The sequence below is a fragment of the Blastomonas aquatica genome, assembly GCF_014639875.1.
Taxonomy (GTDB): domain Bacteria; phylum Pseudomonadota; class Alphaproteobacteria; order Sphingomonadales; family Sphingomonadaceae; genus Blastomonas; species Blastomonas aquatica.
Map to the genome: position 1 here is coordinate 423,068 of NZ_BMGD01000003.1, position 19,478 is coordinate 442,545.

A 19,478-nucleotide genomic window follows, 5' to 3' on the forward strand; every position below is an offset into this window, starting at 1 on the left:
TGCGGCACCAGATGGTCGGATGTAAGGAGGCGCAGATGAGCATCAGCATTTGGGGGCAGTTGGCTATTGCCATGTCTGCGCTGGCGGGCACTGCAGCGATTGCCGACGCGCGGCGGATGCGCAGGCGCGATTTCGACCGGGTGGGGTTCATGCCCTGGCCGCTGATTCTGATCGTGTCGGTAGTGATCGCGGTGTTTGCCACCGCGATTGCGCTCAAAGGCTACTGACCAGCGGTACGATCTTTACAGGCAGGCTTCCAGATACGCCTGTTCGAAGCCGAACTGCCGCGCCTTTTCAAGCGTATAGGGGCGCAGGCCCGTCGAGCGGTATTCGCCGATGATCTTGCCGTCGGCGCCCTCGTCCATGTATTCGAACTTGAACAGTTCCTGGGTAACGATCACTTCGCCCTCCATGCCGATCACCTCGGTGACGTTGGTCACGCGGCGCGAGCCATCGCGCAGACGCTTGACCTGGACGATGATGTCGACCGATTCGGCAATCTGGCGGCTGATCGCTTCCTTGGGGATCTTGATGTCGCCCATCAGGATCATGTTTTCCATACGGCCCAGCGCTTCGCGCGGGCTGTTGGCGTGGAGCGTACACATCGATCCATCATGGCCGGTGTTCATCGCGGCAAGCAGATCGAAGCACTCGGCGCCACGAATTTCGCCCAGGATGATGCGGTCGGGACGCATACGCAGCGCGTTCTTGACGAGATCTCCGATGCTGATCGCACCCTTGCCCTCGAGGTTGGGTGGGCGGGTTTCCAGCGGCAGCCAGTGCGGCTGCTGCAGACGAAGTTCGGCGGCATCCTCGATCGTCAGCACGCGCTCGCCCGGATCGATCATCTTCGACAGCGCGTTGAGCATCGTCGTCTTGCCCGAGCCGGTACCGCCCGAGATGACGACGTTGAAGCGGCAGGCACCTGCGATCTTGAGCGCGGTCGCCATCTTCTCCGACATTGCGCCCCAGTCCTTGAGGTTGTCGAGCGTGATCGGCTTTTCGGAAAACTTACGAATCGAGATCGCGGTGCCGCGCAGCGACAGCGGCGGGATGATGACGTTGACGCGGCTGCCGTCCTTGAGACGAGCATCGGCCAGCGGCGTGGTCTGGTCGATGCGGCGACCGACCTGGTTGACGATCCGCTGGGCGATCTGCAGCAGATGTTCCTCATCGCGGAACTGGATCGGCGCAATGGTGAGCTTGCCCTTTTTTTCGATGTAGGTCTGCTCGGGTCCGTTGACCATGATATCGGTGATGTCGGGGTCGGTGAGCAGCTCTTCGAGCGGGCCGAAGCCGAGCAACTCATCGATCAGCACCTTCTCCAGCGCGAACTGTTCGCGGCGGTTCAGCGTCAACTTAAGCTCGGCGAGCACTTCCAGAATGATCGGGCGGAATTCTTCCGCCAGCTCGTCCTTTGTCAGCGTGGCGGCGGCTTCTGGATCGACTCGCTCGAGCAGACGCGGCAGCACCTGTTCCTTGATCTTGTGAACAGAGGCCTCAAAGCCTTCGACTCGCGGCCCCAGATCGGCGACCGAGTTGGCGCGATCGGACAGGCGGGTCATCGCCTCATTCAGAGCAATGCTCTCGGGGGTCTCATCGAGCATGTCGAGTCCGGGCAGATCGGCAGAATCGAGATCGGGGAACTGATCGCCGCCCATATCGAGCGAGAGGCCCAAGCGGGATTCAGTCGCGGGCGCAGGCGCTCCCCCTTTCATCGGGCGCGCAACACCAAAGCTCGGACGCGCCCCCGTGCCCATCTGTCCTATTCCGTTTTTTCTGCCAAACGCGCTCATGGTGACCGATTTTCCCGGTGTTGCGGACAGATCATCAGACCTGCCGGTGATGGTCATGGTGAATAGCCCGGAAACTTTGACAATATCCTAACGGTGGGCTGGCTTGGCCGGGGGGAGGGCGTGGCCCGCGCCCCATCGCTTCGGTGATGCAGCTTGCATCGCACCCGATATCGGGCATTAAGCCCGCCAAATGTTAACAACATGCAAGCAGGCGTTCCGCATTGGCCGACAATCCCGTTTCAGCGGCCAAGACCGCACCACCGCAGCCCGATAATGTGGCTGCGGGAATGGCCTATGCCCTTGCTGGGTTTGCCCTGCTGTCGGTGGGCGACGGGTTGATCAAATCGACCGCAGGGCTCTGGCCGGGGATGGCGGTAGCAGCGCTGCGGTTCCTCATGGGCGCTGTCGGGCTGGGCATCGTCTTGCTGGTGATCGAGGGACCCAAGGGCTTCCGGTTTCCTTCGCCCAAGGTTCAGTTGGCGCGCGGTTTTTTCCTGGCTGCAGCGACGCTGACGTTTTTCAGCAGCATCTTCCTGATGCCCTTGGCCACGGCGGTTTCGATCCAGTTTATGGCGCCGCTGCTCACCGCAGTGATCTCGGCTATCCTGTACCGGGAGACGATCAGCCCCGGCCGCTGGATTGCGACCCTGGTGGCATTCGTCGGGGTGATCATCGTGCTGCGACCCAGCTTTGCCGATCTGGGCTGGGCGGCGCTGCTGCCATTGGCGGCTGCGTTTGGCATGAGCGGGCTGATGATTACCAATGCCCGCGCCGCAGGGACGGGCAGCGTCCTCTTGATGCAGTTCCTGGTCGCGGCCATTGCCGCTCCGCTGCTGATCCTCGCGGCCACCATCGGCCATTTTTCGGGTTATCCGCCTTTGCAGGTCGGCTGGCCGGCCGCGCATGTCTTCGTGGTCTGTGCCACCGTCGCGGTCTCGGCGAGCTTTGCCCATATGCTGATCTATACAGCGACCGTCAGAGGCTCTGCCGCAGCGGTCGCCCCGATGGTCTATGTCCAGATTTTGGTGGCAATCGGCATTGGCGTGATCTTCTATGGGGACTATCCTGATCTGGTGGCACTGGCAGGGACCGGCGTGATCATCGCCAGTGGCATCTATCTGCTGCGCGACGGACGCAGATAGCACGCTTAGAACACGGGTGCGAGACAGGGCAGGGGGACTGATATGGGACTGGCAGGCTGGATCATCGGAATGGCGCTCCAGGCATCTGCATTGCCGACCTTGCCCGCAGCACCATCGCTGCCATGCTGGATCGAGGGACGCTGGGTCTCCGAAGAGGCCGAAGACCGCTGGACCGAGGAAAACTGGACCGGATGCCGCGCGCAGACGATGCTGGGCACCGGGCGCGGCGGCCGGGCCGATGCGGTCACCAGCTATGAGTTCATGCGCATCGCGCGCAACGAGAACGGCGATCTGATGTTCTACGGATCACCCTTCGGCAACCCGGCGGCGGCGTTTCGCGCGGTCAAGGCGGGGCCTGCCGAGGTTGTGTTCGTCAATCCCAACCACACGTATCCGCAGCGTATCCGTTACTGGATGGAGAACGGAATGCTGCTCGCGGAAGCCTCGATGATTGACGGCAGCAAGCCGCAGGCCTGGCGCTACAAGCGCGCTATCCCTAAATAGTCTGCTGCGGTCACAGCAACCATTCAATCGGCAGCATCTGCCAGAACACCACCTGCGCACGCCGCAGGAGCGTGGTCCCGGGATCATGGGTGTGAATGACTGTCCCCTCGGGGCGGACATCAAGCCATTGCATCGCGCCATCGGGTGCGAGTTGCACCCGATAGGCGCGATGTTCTAGCGGCTCGCTGAACAGATGCTGCAGCCGCTGTGCCAGCGACGGGCTTTCCATCAGAAAGCCGAGCTCGGTGTTGAGGTGCATTGATCGCGGATCGAAGTTGAACGAACCGACAAACAGCCGCCTGCCATCGATGGTGAAGGTCTTGGCGTGCAGCGATGACCGGCTGGAGCGCGGCAGACTGCCCAGCACGCCACTTCTTGCCGAGGGGTGCCGCGGGGCATCGCCCTTCATTTCCCACAGCCGAACGCCTGCGTGCAGCAACTGCCGCCGGTAACGGGCATAGCCTGCGTGCACTACCGCGACGTCGGTGGTCGACAGCGCGTTGGTCAGCACATCGACCGAGACCCCTCGCGCGGTGATCTTCTCGAACATTCTGGCCCCCGTCTTCGACGGGACGAAATAGGCCGAGACCAGCCCCAGTTGCTTCCGGGCCTTGCGCATGATCGCGCCGATCTCTTCGACAGGCTCAGGCGCGCGGGGTTCATGGCCCAGGGCCTTGGCCGGATCGTCGCTCATCATCGTTACTGGAGCCCATTCGTATTCGATCTCGTCATGGGTCAGCGGATCGGCATAGGATTGCGTATCGACCGCGGTTGCATAGGCCTTGGCCAGCTCGCTGGTGTTGCCCAGTTTCTGTGTCTTGCGGGCAAGGTCCTCCAATGCACCGGGCTTGGCTGGCGGCAGGATCAATGGCGCTGGATACGAGGAGGCGCTGGTCCAGTAGCGCGCGAAATCGGTGGCCATTTCGGGCACGATCGCACCGATCGCCAGCACATCGAGATCGGCGAATTCGGGCTGATCGCCTGGGCCGAAATACTCATCGCCGATGTTGCGCCCCCCGATGATGGTCATCTGGTTGTCGGCGGTAAGGCTTTTGTTGTGCATCCGCCGGTTGAGGCGGAAGCAATCGAGCAGATAGCCGACGACCTTGGGTGTGCGGATGACGAAAGGGTTGAACAGCCGGACCTCGATATCGGGATGGCTGTCCAGCGCGGTCAGTTCGTCATCCAGCTTGGCGATGCCGTTGTCGTCGAGCAGCAGCCGGACCTTGACACCTCGGTCTGCCGCTTCGCGCAGTTCTTCGAGCAGCACCAGGCCCGCGACATCCTCGCGCCAGATATAATATTGCACGTCGAGGCAGACGTCTGCGGCACGGATCAGCTTGACCCGCGCAGCATAAGCTTCGCGCGAATCGACCAGCGGCAGGATACCCGAAAGGCCGGGGTGCGCCGCCTCAAGCCCTGCAATCGCGCGGCCGATCCGGCTGTTCGGGGTATCCTGAGGCGGGGGCAAGGGTGGCTCGGGCGGCAGGGCGGGCAACCGGTAGACCAGCCTCAGCGTGACCCACAATGCGGACAGCACCGCGAGCACGAGCGCGGTCACGGTAAAGCCGTTCATGCGTCGCCGGGCTCGCGTGGTGCGGGCAGTTTGAGCCGCGCCCAGACCGGCAGGTGATCGGACGCAAGCGCTGCCAGTCGGCTGCTGTGCACGGCGGCATCTTCCACCGCCAGATCGGCCGAGACGAACATCCGGTCGAGATGCGCCACCGGCCAGCGCGCAGGGAAGCTGGGGCCGGGGCGGATATGCTCGAAATGCCGCACCAGGTGCAGCAGCCCTGAAGGTTCGCGGCGCCACTCGTTGAAGTCGCCGGTGATCAGGGTCGGTCGGTCTTCGTCCTGTCCATGAGCATGGCTGACAAGCGCCTTGAGCTGGCGCGGCCGCCACAGCCCGGACAGATCGAGATGCGCACCTATGACGCGCAAGGGATGGCCATCGATCGCAAGATCGGCGAGCACCGCGCCGCGTGGCTCGAGCATCGGCAGCTTGAGCCGCTCGCCGCGTACGATGTCGACCCGTGGAGAGACCAGGATCGCGTTGCCGTGCCAACCGATGCCGTTGCGCGCGGTCGAAACCGGTACCACCTGCCAGCCCGCCTCTGCCACCAATGCAGCGGGAAGCGCGCTATGACGCTCCCCCAGGCGTCGGTCGGCTTCCTGCAGCACCGCGATATCCGCGCCGGTCTCGGCCAGCACGCGCATGATCCGCTCGGGATTGTGCCTGCGGTCGGCACCGATCGCCTTGCGGATGTTGTAGCTCACGACACCAAAGGTTTCGGGGCTTGCGGCGATCATCGGATTGCGGGCCTTGTTGTGAAGCGGAGGTGGTTGATGGGGGAACGCGGCTGGCTCCCTGAAAGTCCTACGATGGCGATAGGCGATTGTTGCGTGTACCGCCAGTCGCGCAAGAGCCCGCAGGGGGTTACGCAGCCGGCGGCGGAACCAGCCCCATCGCCTGCAGCAGCGCAGCCTGAACCAGCATGGTCACCAGCCAGTAGCCCGCAGCACTGGCGGTCGCGCGGACCCCGGCGCCACGAACGCCCAGGGTCACCACCAGCACCGGAAGCACGAAGCCAACCCAGATGATGAACGCACTGCCCATCGCCATCGTCCAGGCAGAGGCCTGATCGGGCGCGAGGATGACGGCGCCTGCCAGGATTGCTGTCAACCAGAACTCTGCGATGAGCGAGGCAAGCGCCACTCCCGCCGAAACTTTGTGCCCCGCTGCCCGCGCCCAGCCATAGCCGATCGCCAGCCCGGCAAAGGTCGCGGCGAGGATCGGGACGATGTTGAGCCAGATATAGATCATGCACGTGTCCTTTGCTGGAGCGGACCATGCACGAGTTCGCTTGCGATGACGAGAGCAGGTGGCCGGGATGGTCAAGCGCGGGACCGCGGCTCTCCCAACCAAAGCCCGGTTTCTAGGCAAAAACGCCCGCTGTTACTGGCATTGCCGTATTTACATTGGGCCCGTGCGCATTAGGTTGTTATCCGGGACTGATCCGGGGCAACAGGGGTGGCGGCAGTGGCAATCGATTTCAAGGTCAACGGCAGGGATGTCAGCGTCGATGCGGATGCTGATACGCCGCTGCTGTGGGCGCTGCGCGAGGACCTCGCGCTGACCGGCACCAAGTTCGGCTGCGGCATTGCGGCATGCGGGGCGTGTTCGGTGCATGTCGATGGCACGCTCACCCGCTCGTGCAGTGTCGCGATCAGCGACATCGCGGGCAAATCGGTCACCACGATCGAAGGACTCAAGGGCGCCGATGGGGCCATGCATCAGGTCCAGCAGGCGTGGATCGATGCGCAGGTTCCGCAGTGCGGCTATTGCCAGTCGGGACAGATCATGGCGGCGGTGGCGCTGATCGAGGCTACCGGCAGCCCCAGCGAAGCGCAGATCGACGAGGCGATGACCAACATCTGCCGCTGTGGCACCTATCCTCGGATCCGCAAGGCGATCATGGCGGCGACCAGACAGGCTGCGACTGGGCAGGCTGCGACAGCGCTGCAGGGAGAGGCATGATGGCAGACAATCCCACCCCGCATCTCGATGCTGCCGAAATTGCCACAACACCGCCCAAGAAGAAGGGCGTCGTGCGCCGGGCGTTCCTGTTCGGCAGCGCATTGCTGGTCGGCGGGGCTGCTTTCGGCGTGTACTGGGGCGACAGTTCGGCCAAGGCGCGCGCGCGCGCGCTGACCGAGACTGGCAATGACCATAATTTCCTCAGCTGGATGAAAATCGCCGAGGATGACACCGTCACGGTGTATTCGCCGCACATCGATTTCGGTCAGGGCACGCATACCGCCTTGGGGCAGATGCTCGCCGACGAACTCGATGCCGACTGGAGCAAGGTCAAGGTCGAGCAGGCCCCCGCCGACAGCGCATTTGCCAACACTCCGCTCGGCCAGGGGTTTCTGGCTGAAATGTCGGGTGCGCCGGGGGTGATCAATGCGCTGCCACCGGCGTTGATTTCGATGATCGCACGCGCGATGCCGCTGCAGATCACCGGCGGGTCGTCCGCAGTGCGGTTCACTGGCCAGGTCGGCATGCGCGCGGTCGGCGCGGCGGTGCGGCTGGCGCTGATCGAGGAAGCCGCCGACCGGTTGGGGGTCCCGGTCTCTGAACTTGCGACCGCAGACAGCAAGGTGATCCATGCCAAATCGGGCAAGACGTTGCGCTATGGCGAGCTTGCCGCAGGCGCGGCCGAACGCTCGCTGACCAGCGATCCGGTGCTCAAGACCGCCAAGGATTTCAAGCTGATTGGCAAGCCGGTTCCGCGGATCGACATTCCAACCAAGGTCGATGGCAGCGCGATCTACGGCATCGATTTCACGCTGCCCGATATGCGCGTTGCGACTATTGCGGCGGCACCCATTCGGGGTGGCAAGCTGCTCTCGGTCGACGAGACGCCCGCTTTGGCGGTCACAGGTGTCGAAAAGGTGATAAGGCTCGATGACGCGGTGGTCGTTGTCGCCAAGCGCTACTGGCAGGCGCAGAAGGGCCTCAGGGCACTGAGCCCGCAATTCTCCGATGGCGGCCACGGTGGCGTATCGAGCGCATCGATCCACGCCGCGCAGGAGGCTCTGCGCAAGGCGGGCAAGCCTGACAACAAGGGCGGTGATGGCGATGTCGATGCTGCATTCGGCGTCGCGGGGGCCAGGACGGTCAGCGCCGATTATCGCGTGCCGTTCTTGCACCATGCGATGATGGAGCCCTTCGCGCTGACCGGCCACTTCACGGAAGGCAAACTGACGTTGTGGGGTGGCCTGCAGGACCCGCTATCGACGCGCGCGCGCGCGGCCAAGGCCGCCGGTATCGATGTTGATGACGTCGTCTTCAACCCGATGATCATGGGCGGCGGCTTCGGACGCCGGTTCCCCGACATGACCGAGATCATCGATCAGGTGGCGTTGCTCGCCAAGCAACTGCCCTATCCGGTGAAGCTGGTATGGAGCCGCGAGGAGGATGTGCGCCATGGCACCTATCGCCCGCAATCCTCGGCGCAGCTCAAGGCGACCCTGGGCGAAGATGGCAGGATCGCCGCGTGGCGAACCGACTATGTGCAAAGCGGCGATGCCGAAGGCGAGACCACCTTCGTCTACACCGTCCCAGCCACATCGCGGCGGCATTTCAATTATCAGTCGAACCAGATCGACGGGCCCTGGCGCGCGGTCAACTCGACCCAGATCGGTTTTTACAACGAAAGCTTCATCGACGAACTGGCTGAGGCGGCGGGTGAGGACCCGTATCAGTTCCGCCGCAAGCATCTGGCAGCAGGATCGCGGCACCTCAAGGTGCTCGATACGGTTGCCAAGCGCGCAGGCTGGGGCAGTCCGCTGCCCGACGGTGTGGGGCGCGGGATCGCGATCGTCGAGAGCTTTGGTACCATCGTTGCCGAGGTGATCGAAGCGACGGTGCGCGAGGATGGCAGCCCCAAGGTGCTCAAGGCCTGGGCGGTGGTCGATTGCGGCACAACCGTCAATCCGCTCAACGCCGAGGCGCAGATTGCAGGCGGGCTGATCATGGGGCTATCGTCGGCGATCGGCGAGGAGATCACGCTCGACAAGGGCGCGGTGGTCCAGAGCAATTTCAATGATTACGCGATCCTCAAGCTGGCCGATGCCCCGCCGGTGATCGATGTGCATTTCATCGAGAGCGGCGCCAAGATCGGCGGCATCGGAGAGCCTGGCCTCCCACCAGCTTCGCCGGCGCTGGCCAACGCGCTGTTTGCCGCGACGGGCAAGCGCATTCGTACGCTGCCCCTGCGCACCCAGGCCAAGGCCTGACCAGCAGCCCGCCATGACGCTGGAGGGCTGGGGTGCGCTGGTGCTGGCAGCAGGCGCGGGGACGCGCTTTGGTGGGGGCAAGCTGCTCGCTGATCTGGATGGTGCGCCGGTGATCCGCCGAACGACGCAGGCGGTGCTCGCGGCGGGCTTTGGCGATGTCATCGTCGCTACCGGCGAACAGCACATCAGCATCATCGATGCGCTCGATGGGTTGGCTTGCCGGGTTGTCCACACCCCCGGTTGGGAGGAGGGCATGGCCGCATCGATCCGCACCGGCAGCGCGGCGCTGATGCCGGGCAGCAAGGGCCTGTTCGTGTTTCTTGGCGATATGCCGCTGGTGCCCGCCGGGTTATGCGGCGAACTGGCGAGGCTCGCCCAAGACAGTGGTTATGCGGCGCGTCCGCGCGTTGCGGGGCGGCCGGGTCATCCGGTGTGCTTCGTGGGCGATGCGGTGCGCGATCTGGCGTCGCTCGAAGGCGATGAGGGAGCCGCGCATATCCTCAAGCGAAGGGCCGATGTCGCCTATCTGAAGACCGACGATATCGGCGCGATACTCGACATCGATTTGCCCGAAGACCTCGCCATCATCGAACGCGTGTGGAAATCGCGTGCGATTTCGGCCACCAGCGAGAGCGCGATATCGCGCGGGGCCTTGCCGAAGCCCTGAAGCCCGATCGGCGCATGCAGCCGGGCAATCTGGGCGTCGCTCACCTGGTGCAGGCGCAGCCGCTCGCGGCGCATCTCCAGCCGCGCGCGCGCGCCGATCGCGCCGACATAGAACGCATCGGACTTGAGCGCATATGCCAATGCCTGCTCGTCATCCTCGCGATCGTGCGACATTACGGCCACTGCGGTCCAGCGATCGAGCGCAATTGCGTCGAGCGCATCGACCGCTGCGGTGCGGTGGTAGCCGATGCCTCCAAACGGCGCGTGTTCGGGACCGTTGGGGGTGACCAGCACGACGTCGAGGGCCATCTGGGCGGCAAGACCCGCGCTCGCTAGGGCCGACGCATCCTCGCCGATCAGCACCAGCCGCAAGGCGGGTTCGAACAGCTTGGAGTAGCGCGTCCCATCCCATGGCACCGATGGAGCCCGGGAAGACGAAACGGCTTCGCGGGTGCGCCCGTCACTGGTCCAGAGCACCGGGGTGCGTGCGGCAAATCCCTTGAGCAAAATGTCAATCGCGGAGTCGGACATCGCGAGCGGCTCGACCAGCACCGATATTCCCGAACCGCAGGCCAGTTGGATGTCGATCCACGGGCTGCCCTCGCCATAGCGCAGCAGCCGGGGCGCGCCGTCTGCCATCGCTTCACGCGCGTGGCGGGCAACATCGGCCTCGATGCAGCCACCCGATAGAAAGCCCCAGAACTGATCCTGCGTGACCAGCATCTGAGCGCCGATCTCGCGCGGTGCAGGGCCGGACGTCTCGACCAGGGTTGCGATCGCGCACACATCGGTTCGGAGCCGCTGGTCCAGCAGCGGTTGGCGTATATCGTCGATTTCGGCTGCTAGCCGCCAGCTGCTCATCTGAGGTCAGCCCTCAGCCGCGTTGCAGCAAAAGGTCAGCCATCGCATCGATGATCGCCTCGCTGTCGAGCCGGTAGGTGCGGTAGAGATCGGGCAGGTCGCCGGTCTGGCCGAAGCGATCGGTACCCAGCGGGCTGACCCGGTGGCCACGCACCCCGCCCAGCCAGGACAGCGCAGAAGGTGACCCATCGAGCACGGTGACCAGGCCCGCACCGGGGCTTAGAGCGCCGAGTACGGTCTCGATATGACTGGGCCCTTGCGGCTTGCCGTTCCATCGCGCCGCACGCTGCGCTGACCAGTCGCGGTGCAGGCGGTCGGGCGATGTGACGGCGAGCAGGCCGAGCCCGGGGATGTCGTCGCGCAAAGCCTCCCACGCAGCGATGGCTTCAGGGGCGACCGCGCCGCAAAAGGCGATTGCCGCGTCGGCCTGGCCCGAAGGTTCGCGCAGCCAGTAAGCGCCCGCGATCGCATCGTCTTCCCAAGCCGTATCGGTGCGGGTCACCTGCTCGATCACCCGCGTCGTCAGCCGCAGATAAACCGAGCTACCGGCGTCCGCCTGCATATGCGCGAACGCCCAGCCCATCATCAGCGCAACCTCGTCGGCAAACGCGGGTTCGAAGCTTTCGAGACCCGGCTGGCCCATGCCGATCAGCGGAGTGTTGACCGACTGATGCGCGCCGCCTTCGCCAGCCAGCGTGATCCCCGAGGGCGTACCGATCAGCAGGAAGCGCGAATCCTGGTAGCACCCATAATTGAGCGCATCGAGACCGCGCGCGATGAAGGGATCGTAGACGGTGCCCACCGGGATCAGCCGCGTACCGAAATGCTGCGCGGAAAGCCCCAGCGCCGCCAGCGCGAGGAAGAAGTTGTTCTCGGCAATCCCAAGCTCGATGTGCTGGCCGGCGCGGTGTCCGATCCATTTCTGCGCCGAGGGAATCTTTGCCTGCTGGAAGATATCGGCGAGTTCCTGTCGCCGGAACAAGCCACGCTGGTTGACGAACGCGCCCAGATTGGTGGTCTGGGTAACATCTGGCGCGGTCGTCACCAGCCGGTCAGCGAGCGGTGCATCGGACTTCGCCAGATCATGGAGCACCTTGCCGAATGCCGCCTGGGTCGATTGCTCGGCACCTTCGGGGACAGGCAGCCGGTCGGGAAGGGGGATTGCGGGCGCTGCATGTTCCGCCTGCTTGCGGGCGATCGGGCTGTGATCGACAAAATCCTGCAGCGTATGCGCCAGATTGTCGCCGAGGCCTGCCCATTTGCCCCATTCGTCACCCGGAGAGATGCCTAGATCGCCGCGGAGGCTTTCGATCTGGCTGGTGTTCATCATGCCCGAATGGTTGTCCTTGTGCCCAGCGAGCGGCAGGCCATAACCCTTGACGGTATACGCGATCAGCAGCGTCGGGCGCTCGTCGTCCATGCTGTCGAACGCGTCGAGCAAGGTCTCGATGCAGTGCCCGCCCAGATTGGTCATCAGCCGGGCAAGCTCATCGTCATCGAACGATCCGACCAGATCTGCAACGCCGCGCTTGGTGCCGATGTCGCGGATCAGCCGTTCGCGCCACGCCGCGCCGCCCAGATAGGTGAGCGCGGCAAACTCGGCATTGGGGCAGGTCTCGATCCAGTCTTCGAGCGCCTTTCCGCCGGGCCGGGTGAAGGCCTCACGCTGCAGCTTGCCGTGCTTCAATGTGACCACGCGCCAGCCGCAGGTTTCAAAGATGTCGTCGAAACGACGGAACATCCGGTCTGCCGTGGTCGCATCGAGCGACTGGCGGTTGTAATCGACCACCCACCAGCAGTTTCGCAGATCGTGCTTGTAGCCTTCGATCAGGCATTCGTAGATGTTGCCTTCGTCGAGCTCGGCATCGCCCATCAGCGCGATCATCCGCCCCGAATTTTCTTCAGCCATCTGGCCGTGCGCGATCAGATAGTCCTGCACCAGCGATGAAAACGCCGTGATGGCGACCCCCAGCCCGACCGAACCGGTCGAGAAATCCACCGGAATGGAGTCCTTGGTGCGCGAGGGATAGCTCTGCACCCCGCCAAGGCCACGGAATCGTTCCATCTTCTCGCGGGTCTGTTCGTCGAGCAGATAATGGATCGCGTGCAGCACCGGCCCTGCGTGCGGCTTGACCGCCACCTTGTCCTGCGGGCGCAGCGCATGGAAATAGAGCGCAGCCATGATCGCGGTCATCGACGCGCAACTCGCCTGATGCCCGCCGACCTTCAGCCCGTCGCGCTTGTCGCGCAGCGTGTTTGCGTTGTGGATCATCCACGACGACAGCCAGCGCAGCCGCTGCTCGAGCTGGGTAATCAGCTCGACGGTTTCAGCGCGCGAGGGGCTTGCCGCGCTGTCGGTGGCGCGCGTCGGTGTGTTGATGAGTGCCATTGCGTCGCCAATCCCTGCATAGTCCCGCGCACGCTCGCGCTTCCAGCTGCTATATCGTTTGCATGGCGCATATTGCTAGACATGGAAAACGTGCAGGACAGATCTTGGACTGTCCCTTGACATCTGCGCCGTCTGACCGACTTTCTGTAAGTGTCGATCGACACCAGATGGCTAGGCTTTCAGCAACGGCGGTACGCAATGGACGGCGCAGGGCACTCCGGAGACAGCATCAACCAGATCATCCATACGACCGCCACCGACGGGAAGGACATATGCATCCGCCCGATCCGGTCGACCGATGCCGCCAAAATGAGAGAGGGCATCGCGCATCTTTCTACCCAGTCCCGCTATCTGCGGTTCTTCTCGGTCCAGCCGATGCCATCCGACAGCGTGATCGCACGGCTGGTCGATGCCGATGGGCATGATCACATCGCCTGGGGCGCGATCCACATGAACGGCGAGGACAACCCGGCGATCGGCGCGGTCCACGCCATCCGCAGCACCGACCGCGAAGGGATCGGCGAGTTCTCGGTGGCGATCCTCGACGATTATCACGGAATCGGGCTGGGCCGCATGCTCACCGCGGTACTGCTGATCAACTGCCATGCCGAACAGATGCGGGTGCTGGATATCCAGACGCTCGCGGAAAATCAGGCGGCCATCGGTTTCATCCGGTCGATCGGTGGGCAATTGCGGCAATGGGACAGCGGCGTGCAGGATTACGTGCTCGAAGTGCAGCCCGCGATCGAAGCGATGCGCAAAAGCTGCGAGCTGCAGGGCATCAGGGATATCTTCCAGGCTCTTGGGCCATATCTTTGAGCAACAGGCGCGCTGTCAGTTTGGACGGTTGCCCATCGTTTCGCCCAGCCGAACCGCGCGTTCGGCTGCCCAGTCCGGATTGAAGGCGATCGTGTTCGGTCTGAACAGCATGACAACCGTCGAGCCGAGCAGAAACCGCCCCATTTCTTCGCCCTTGGCGAGCACGATATCCTGATCGGCATAGTCCCATTGCGAAATCTTCCCCGAGCGCCGGGTATTGATCACGCCATGCCACGGGGTTGCCATGCTGCCGACGATCGTCGCCCCGACCAGCACCATCACGAATGGGCCATGATCGGGCGATTCAAACACGCACACCACGCGTTCGTTGCGCGCGAACAGGTTGGCGACACCGCGCGCGGTCACCGGGTTTACCGAAAACAGCGTACCGGGAACGTGGATCATACGCATCAGCCTGCCGTCACAGGGCATGTGCAGGCGGTGATAATCCCTGGGCGACAGGTACAGGTTGGCGAAATGGCCGTGACGGAACTGGTCTGCGAGCACTGAATCGCCACCGACGAGATCGGTGATCGTGTAGCGATGCCCCTTGGCCTGCAGGATATGGTGATCGTCGATCGCGCCCAGCTGGCTGATCGCGCCATCGACCGGGCTAGCGAAATCTGCGGTTGTCAGGGGTCGGATGCCGGGCTTCAGCGGGCGGGTGAAGAAGTCGTTGAAGCTGGTATAGCTCGCCAGATCAGGGTTTTCGGCCTCGGTCATGTCGACCTTGTAGCGCTGGACGAACCAGCGGATCAGGCTGGCGGTCATCGTTCCGCCCCGCACACCGGCAATTCTCCCCGCCAGAGTGGTCAGCAGCTGCTTGGGCATGGCCTGTTGCAGCAATATGGTCAGGCGTTCGGACATTGAGAACCTTGATCGGCGATGTCACTGGGGCCAGCGACCATCAGCACAATGGTAATGATTCAGGGTCTCTGGCTCAGAAAGCGATCAAGGTCCAGCCGTTCAGACGGATTGCACGGCGTGTTTTCGGACGAACCGATTGCCGGGGTCAGTCGAGTCCGAGCTTGCGAAGCGCACGATAGCCGAACGACTTGACCGCATTGTGCACGGGATAGCGCTTGGGCGGGGCAGGGTTGAGACCGAGTTTTCGCAGCACGCTGTTCATCGCGTGTGCGTCGGTCTCGGCATAGCTCCATTCGGAGCGCCATGTGATCGACAGCGAGATCGAGGGCACGTCGCCATTGCGGACATAATGCGGTGCCATCACAGGGACGAAGATCGCCTGGCCGGGCTGCAGCCGGTAGTCAGCGCCGTGCGCGGCAAAGCCATCGTCCCATGGAAGATTGCGTGGGCCGTCGCCCGAATGATAGGCCTCGTGCGCCTGCGGCGCGGCAAAGCGCGGGTCGCCCGCCGGGAACACCGTCATGGTCTTCTTGCCCCGCAGTTGCAGCAGGATGTTGTGCTCGGGATCAAAGTGATAGGGTGTCATCGATCCGGGCGAGGACACGAAGACGAACCCTTCGGGGCGCAGCATCTCGCCCGTGGTCACGCTGGTGACATCCTCAAGCTCGGCCAGCAGCGCCATCAGCAGATCGCGATAGGCGGGCACCTGCTCGATGTTCTTGAGCACGCACCAGCTGTTGGCGCTGTCGATGCTGCGGATCGTCTCGCCGATGGTCAGGCCGTTCGAAGGCACGTCTTCGGGCCGGATACCGATGGGCAGATCACCCCGGTTATACTCAAGCGATTTTTCGGGCAGCGATTCGCCCAATTGTGCCAGCGCCTCCAGATCGAGCAGCGGGTGCTGTAACAGGCAGTGGCTGAGCATATGCGGTGTCTCAGGGTAACACAGCGCAAAACGCGCCTTGGCATCGCCGGTGAACACCGCGCCGGTCAGGGTGCCTGCAAAATGGTCCTGATGGGGCTGATCAGTCATCATCATTCTCCACGCAATGGGAGGGCGGCGGATCGCCGGCGGCAGCGGCACGGCGACGCTCCATGAATTGTTCGCCCTTGCGGAACAGACCGAACAGCGCAGGGCGACCATAGCCCTTGAGCGCCACGGATACCCGCGCGACATGGCGGCGTTCGGCCCACAGGCTGTCGATCATCGGATGACCCTCGGCCGCGCAGCTGTCCATCCAGTCGAGCCCATGATCGCGCAGAATGCCCAGGTTGTCGATCTGCAGCAGTACGCCGGGGGAAAAGCGGGCGTAATCCTCGGCAAAGGCGGTTTTGAATGAAAAGCCGCCCGGCGGGCTGAGGAAATTGACCAGCATTGCAATGGCGCGTCCGTCGAGCCGCATCGCGGTGACATGGAGCCTGCCGGATTGGTGCGCCGCATGGGTGGCCGACAGGAACAGATCATGGGTTTCGCGCATGTCCGCCAGCGCCGAACCGTTGCGGCCCTTCCAGCCTGAGCGCTCGAGCGCGAGGAACTCGCCGAGCCATGCGTCCAGACCTGCGGCCCCACAGCCCTCGACGATCTCGATCGTGCCAAGCTCGGCCAACCGGTTGCGCAGGCGTGCCAGCTCCTTGCGCTTCTTCTTGCGCACGACCTGTTCGTAATAGGCTGGTCCGGCAAGCTGCGTTGAGAGCATGGCGCGCTCCTGCGCCATCACGATCGCACAGGTACGGTTCTGCCCGGCGCACAGCTGCGCGAGCGCGGCATAGACCGGGCCATCTGTGGCTATGCCATGCAGGTGGAGGAACACGCCGGCACCCAGTTTGCAATCAAGATCGGCGAGCAATGCCTGCCAGAAGGCGGTTTCGTGCCCTGGCCGCACCAAGGGTGTGCCCAGGAAGCAGTTGGGGTGACGCCAGTTCTGAATATGGGGAAGCAGCCAGCGGCCATAATAGTGTTCGCCCGCCAGCGGCATCACGCCGCACAACTGGCCATCGACCTGCAGCGTCAGCAACCGCGCGCGGCGCAGGGTGTCGCAATGCTTGATCGCCGGAACAAGGAATTCGGGCGCATGAAAGACGTTAGGTTCGCTCGCGCATTCGGCGAGGCGGTGCCAGGCTGCAACGAAGGTATCGTCGAGGCTCACCGGATCGAGCATGACCAAGCGCGAGGTCGCCAACACCGCAGGCGCGGTGGAGGGGGCTCCCATGGTCATCCCTTGATCCATGCGCAGTCGCGTCCTGTCCGAGTACGGGGCAGTCCCCGACCGTTAGCGATGTTATAGGACGGCAGATCGAAACAACAGATTAAGTCGTGTGGTTAATCCGTTAAGGCTTTGGGGCAACGGACTTTGCCAGCGGGCTGCAAAGAAAAAGCCCCGCCGGATAGATGCCGACGGGGCGAGTTGTCGTTCAGGTTATAAGGCTAACGCAAGCCTTAGCCCGCCGCAAGCGCCGCAAGCAGCAAAAGAGCGACAATATTGGTAATTTTGATCATCGGATTGACCGCGGGGCCTGCGGTGTCCTTGTATGGATCTCCCACGGTGTCACCGGTGACCGCCGCCTTGTGCGCCTCGGATCCCTTGCCGCCGTGATGGCCATCCTCGATATACTTCTTGGCGTTGTCCCACGCGCCGCCGCCGCTGGTCATCGAGAGCGCGACGAATAACCCCGAGACGATCACGCCGAGCAACAGTGCGCCGAGCGCGGCAAAGCCGTTTGCCTGGCCAGCGACTGCAGTGATTACGTAGTACACAACGATCGGTGCGAGCACCGGCAGCAGCGAGGGGATGATCATCTCCTTGATCGCGGCCTTGGTGACCAGATCGACGGTCCGGGCGTAATCGGGCTTCGAGGTGCCCAGCATGATACCCGGATTGGTGCGGAACTGCTCGCGTACTTCTTCGACCACTGCTCCGGCAGCGCGGCCCACGGCGGTCATGCCCATCGCGCCGAACAGATAGGGCAATAGCGCCCCAAGCAGCAGTCCGACGATCACGTACGGGTTGGACAGCGAGAAATCGACCGGGACGTCAGGGAAGAACTCCTTGAGGTCGGTCGTGTAGGCACCGAACAGGACGAGCGCGGCAAGCCCTGCCGAGCCGATCGCATAGCCTTTGGTCACTGCCTTTGTGGTGTTGCCCACGGCATCCAGCGCATCGGTCTTTTCGCGGACGCTGTCATCGAGCCCCGCCATCTCGGCGATCCCGCCAGCGTTGTCGGTTACTGGGCCGTAAGCGTCGAGCGCGACGACCATTCCGGCCAGCGCCAGCATTGCGGTGGCGGCAAAGGCTATGCCGACGACACCTGCGAGCTGGTGCGCGACGATCACTGCGACGACGATCAGCAATGTGGGCAAAGCAGTCGCCTCGAGGCTGATCGCCAGACCCTGGATGACGTTGGTGCCATGGCCGGTTTCGGACGCCTTGGCGATCGAGCGCACCGGGCGGTAGTTGGTGCCGGTGTAGTATTCGGTGATCCAGATAATCAGACCGGTGACGCCCAGCCCGACCAGCATCGTCAGATACAGGTCCATGCCGGTAAACGTCTGCGTGACGACGCCTTCTTCGGGTTTGAGCGAATAGGCGCTGCCCATGCCGATGATCGCATCGGTGACGAAATACAGGCCGATCGCCGATAGGATCGCGGTGACCGCAAAGCCCTTGTACATAGCGCCCATGATTGAGTTGGACGATCCCAGCCGCACGAAATAGGTGCCGATGATCGAGGTGATGATGCACAGGCCGCAGATGCCGAGCGGAAGGCCAACAAGCGGCAGCAGCGCGGCATCGTCACCCGCCACCAGCAGCGCGATCGCGACCATGGTGACGCCGATAGTGACGACATAGGTCTCGAACAGGTCGGCGGCCATGCCCGCGCAATCGCCGACATTGTCGCCGACGTTATCGGCGATGACGGCGGGATTGCGCGGGTCATCCTCGGGGATTCCGGCCTCGACCTTGCCAACAAGGTCCGCGCCGACATCGGCTGCCTTGGTGAAGATGCCGCCGCCCAGTCGCGCGAAGATTGAAATCAGCGACGCGCCAAAGGCCAATGCCACCAGGCCGTTGACGATGTTGCGGTCTTCGGGATTGCTCAGGCCATGACCTGCGATCGCATAGAGATAATAGAAATAGCCCGCCGTCGCGAGCAGCCCCAGGCCTGCGACCAGCATGCCGGTGATTGCACCCGCGCGGAAGGCGAGGGTAAGGCCTGCCTGCAACGAGACGCTGGCGGCCTGCGCGGTGCGCATGTTGGCCCGGACAGAGATGTTCATGCCGATATAGCCGGCGACACCCGAAAGCACCGCACCGAGCACGAAGCCGACCGCCGAGACCGGGTTGCCGAACTTGTCGAGCAATCCCCAGACGAGAATGAGCACGACGACTCCGACGATGGCGATGGTGCGGTATTGACGACCAAGATACGCCTGCGCGCCTTCCTGGATGGCGGCGCCGATCTCCTGCATTCTAGCGTTACCGGGTGATTGGCTGAGAACCTGGCGGCTGGTGATGACACCATAAAGCACCGCGACCACTCCACACAGGATGGCAATCAAGACAACATTCATGCGTCGCTCCCCCAAAAAAGCGAACGGCCAAAATGGCCAGGTTGGCGATCACCGCGCCCTTC

16 protein-coding genes and 1 pseudogene are annotated in these 19,478 nt (G+C 63.5%); 7 read left to right on the plus strand and 10 right to left on the minus strand.

Annotated features, from left to right (window positions below; translation table 11 throughout):
* The first annotated feature begins 35 nt into the window (after positions 1-35).
* Positions 36-227, plus strand: coding sequence for a hypothetical protein (locus IEW00_RS10025; RefSeq protein ID WP_188514250.1), 192 nt, complete (start codon positions 36-38; stop codon positions 225-227).
* Between the two features lie 15 nt (positions 228-242).
* On the opposite strand, the gene IEW00_RS10030 is transcribed toward IEW00_RS10025, so the two are convergent.
* Positions 243-1,796, minus strand: coding sequence for a TadA family conjugal transfer-associated ATPase (locus IEW00_RS10030; protein WP_188514588.1), 1,554 nt, complete (start codon positions 1,794-1,796; stop codon positions 243-245).
* 221 nt (positions 1,797-2,017) lie between these two features.
* Here IEW00_RS10030 and IEW00_RS10035 point away from each other — a divergent pair, with 221 nt between their 5' ends.
* Both IEW00_RS10035 and IEW00_RS10040 read left to right on the plus strand, forming a co-directional pair.
* Complete coding sequence (locus IEW00_RS10035) at positions 2,018-2,938, plus strand: DMT family transporter (protein ID WP_229736945.1); 921 nt, start codon at positions 2,018-2,020, stop codon at positions 2,936-2,938.
* Between the two features lie 42 nt (positions 2,939-2,980).
* On the plus strand, positions 2,981-3,442 hold the full coding sequence (locus IEW00_RS10040) for a DUF6265 family protein (protein ID WP_188514251.1): 462 nt from the start codon (positions 2,981-2,983) through the stop codon (positions 3,440-3,442).
* Positions 3,443-3,452: 10 nt separating this feature from the next.
* On the opposite strand, the gene IEW00_RS10045 is transcribed toward IEW00_RS10040, so the two are convergent.
* The 3 genes from IEW00_RS10045 to IEW00_RS10055 form a co-directional block, all read right to left on the minus strand.
* Positions 3,453-5,018: a phospholipase D-like domain-containing protein gene (locus tag IEW00_RS10045; protein ID WP_188514252.1), complete on the minus strand. Its 1,566-nt coding sequence runs from the start codon at positions 5,016-5,018 to the stop codon at positions 3,453-3,455.
* A complete protein-coding gene (locus IEW00_RS10050; protein ID WP_188514253.1) occupies positions 5,015-5,752 on the minus strand; it encodes an endonuclease/exonuclease/phosphatase family protein in 738 nt (245 codons plus the stop codon). The genes IEW00_RS10045 and IEW00_RS10050 overlap by 4 nt, the downstream gene beginning before the upstream one ends.
* A gap of 127 nt (positions 5,753-5,879) precedes the next feature.
* A complete protein-coding gene (locus tag IEW00_RS10055; protein ID WP_188514254.1) occupies positions 5,880-6,266 on the minus strand; it encodes a hypothetical protein in 387 nt (128 codons plus the stop codon).
* A gap of 216 nt (positions 6,267-6,482) precedes the next feature.
* Between IEW00_RS10055 and IEW00_RS10060 the strand changes: the two genes are divergently transcribed.
* From IEW00_RS10060 to IEW00_RS17505, 3 genes and pseudogenes are all read left to right on the plus strand, one after another.
* Positions 6,483-6,980 carry a (2Fe-2S)-binding protein gene (locus IEW00_RS10060; protein ID WP_229736946.1) on the plus strand — a complete coding sequence of 166 codons (498 nt, stop codon included), beginning with the start codon at positions 6,483-6,485 and terminating at the stop codon, positions 6,978-6,980.
* The gene (locus IEW00_RS10065; RefSeq protein ID WP_229736947.1) at positions 6,980-9,244 is read left to right on the plus strand and encodes a xanthine dehydrogenase family protein molybdopterin-binding subunit; all 2,265 of its coding nucleotides are present in this window, start codon (positions 6,980-6,982) and stop codon (positions 9,242-9,244) included. Before IEW00_RS10060 ends, IEW00_RS10065 begins: the two co-directional genes overlap by 1 nt.
* 13 nt (positions 9,245-9,257) lie before the next feature.
* Positions 9,258-9,749, plus strand: a pseudogene (locus IEW00_RS17505) (nucleotidyltransferase family protein); the annotation flags it as partial.
* 17 nt (positions 9,750-9,766) lie between these two features.
* On the opposite strand, the gene IEW00_RS10070 reads toward IEW00_RS17505, so the two are convergent.
* Together IEW00_RS10070 and IEW00_RS10075 are read right to left on the minus strand one after the other, a co-directional pair.
* Positions 9,767-10,771 carry an XdhC family protein gene (locus IEW00_RS10070; protein ID WP_188514256.1) on the minus strand — a complete coding sequence of 335 codons (1,005 nt, stop codon included), beginning with the start codon at positions 10,769-10,771 and terminating at the stop codon, positions 9,767-9,769.
* A gap of 13 nt (positions 10,772-10,784) precedes the next feature.
* Positions 10,785-13,160, minus strand: coding sequence for a thiamine pyrophosphate-binding protein (locus IEW00_RS10075; RefSeq protein WP_188514257.1), 2,376 nt, complete (start codon positions 13,158-13,160; stop codon positions 10,785-10,787).
* Between the two features lie 198 nt (positions 13,161-13,358).
* Here IEW00_RS10075 and IEW00_RS10080 point away from each other — a divergent pair, with 198 nt between their 5' ends.
* Entirely contained in the window at positions 13,359-13,979 is a 621-nt protein-coding gene (locus IEW00_RS10080; protein WP_188514258.1) for a GNAT family N-acetyltransferase, read from the plus strand.
* Positions 13,980-13,994: 15 nt separating this feature from the next.
* Here IEW00_RS10080 and asd read toward each other — a convergent pair whose 3' ends face one another.
* The 4 genes from asd to IEW00_RS10100 form a co-directional block, all read right to left on the minus strand.
* Positions 13,995-14,846: an archaetidylserine decarboxylase gene (gene asd / locus IEW00_RS10085; RefSeq protein WP_188514259.1), complete on the minus strand. Its 852-nt coding sequence runs from the start codon at positions 14,844-14,846 to the stop codon at positions 13,995-13,997.
* Positions 14,847-14,991: 145 nt separating this feature from the next.
* Entirely contained in the window at positions 14,992-15,879 is an 888-nt protein-coding gene (locus IEW00_RS10090) for a cupin-like domain-containing protein (RefSeq protein ID WP_188514591.1), read from the minus strand.
* Positions 15,872-17,062 (minus strand): GNAT family N-acetyltransferase, encoded by a 1,191-nt coding sequence (locus IEW00_RS10095; RefSeq protein ID WP_188514260.1) that lies wholly within the window; start codon positions 17,060-17,062, stop codon positions 15,872-15,874. The genes IEW00_RS10090 and IEW00_RS10095 overlap by 8 nt, the downstream gene beginning before the upstream one ends.
* A 221-nt stretch (positions 17,063-17,283) precedes the next feature.
* Positions 17,284-19,416, minus strand: coding sequence for a sodium-translocating pyrophosphatase (locus tag IEW00_RS10100; RefSeq protein ID WP_188514261.1), 2,133 nt, complete (start codon positions 19,414-19,416; stop codon positions 17,284-17,286).
* Positions 19,417-19,478: the final 62 nt, after the last annotated feature.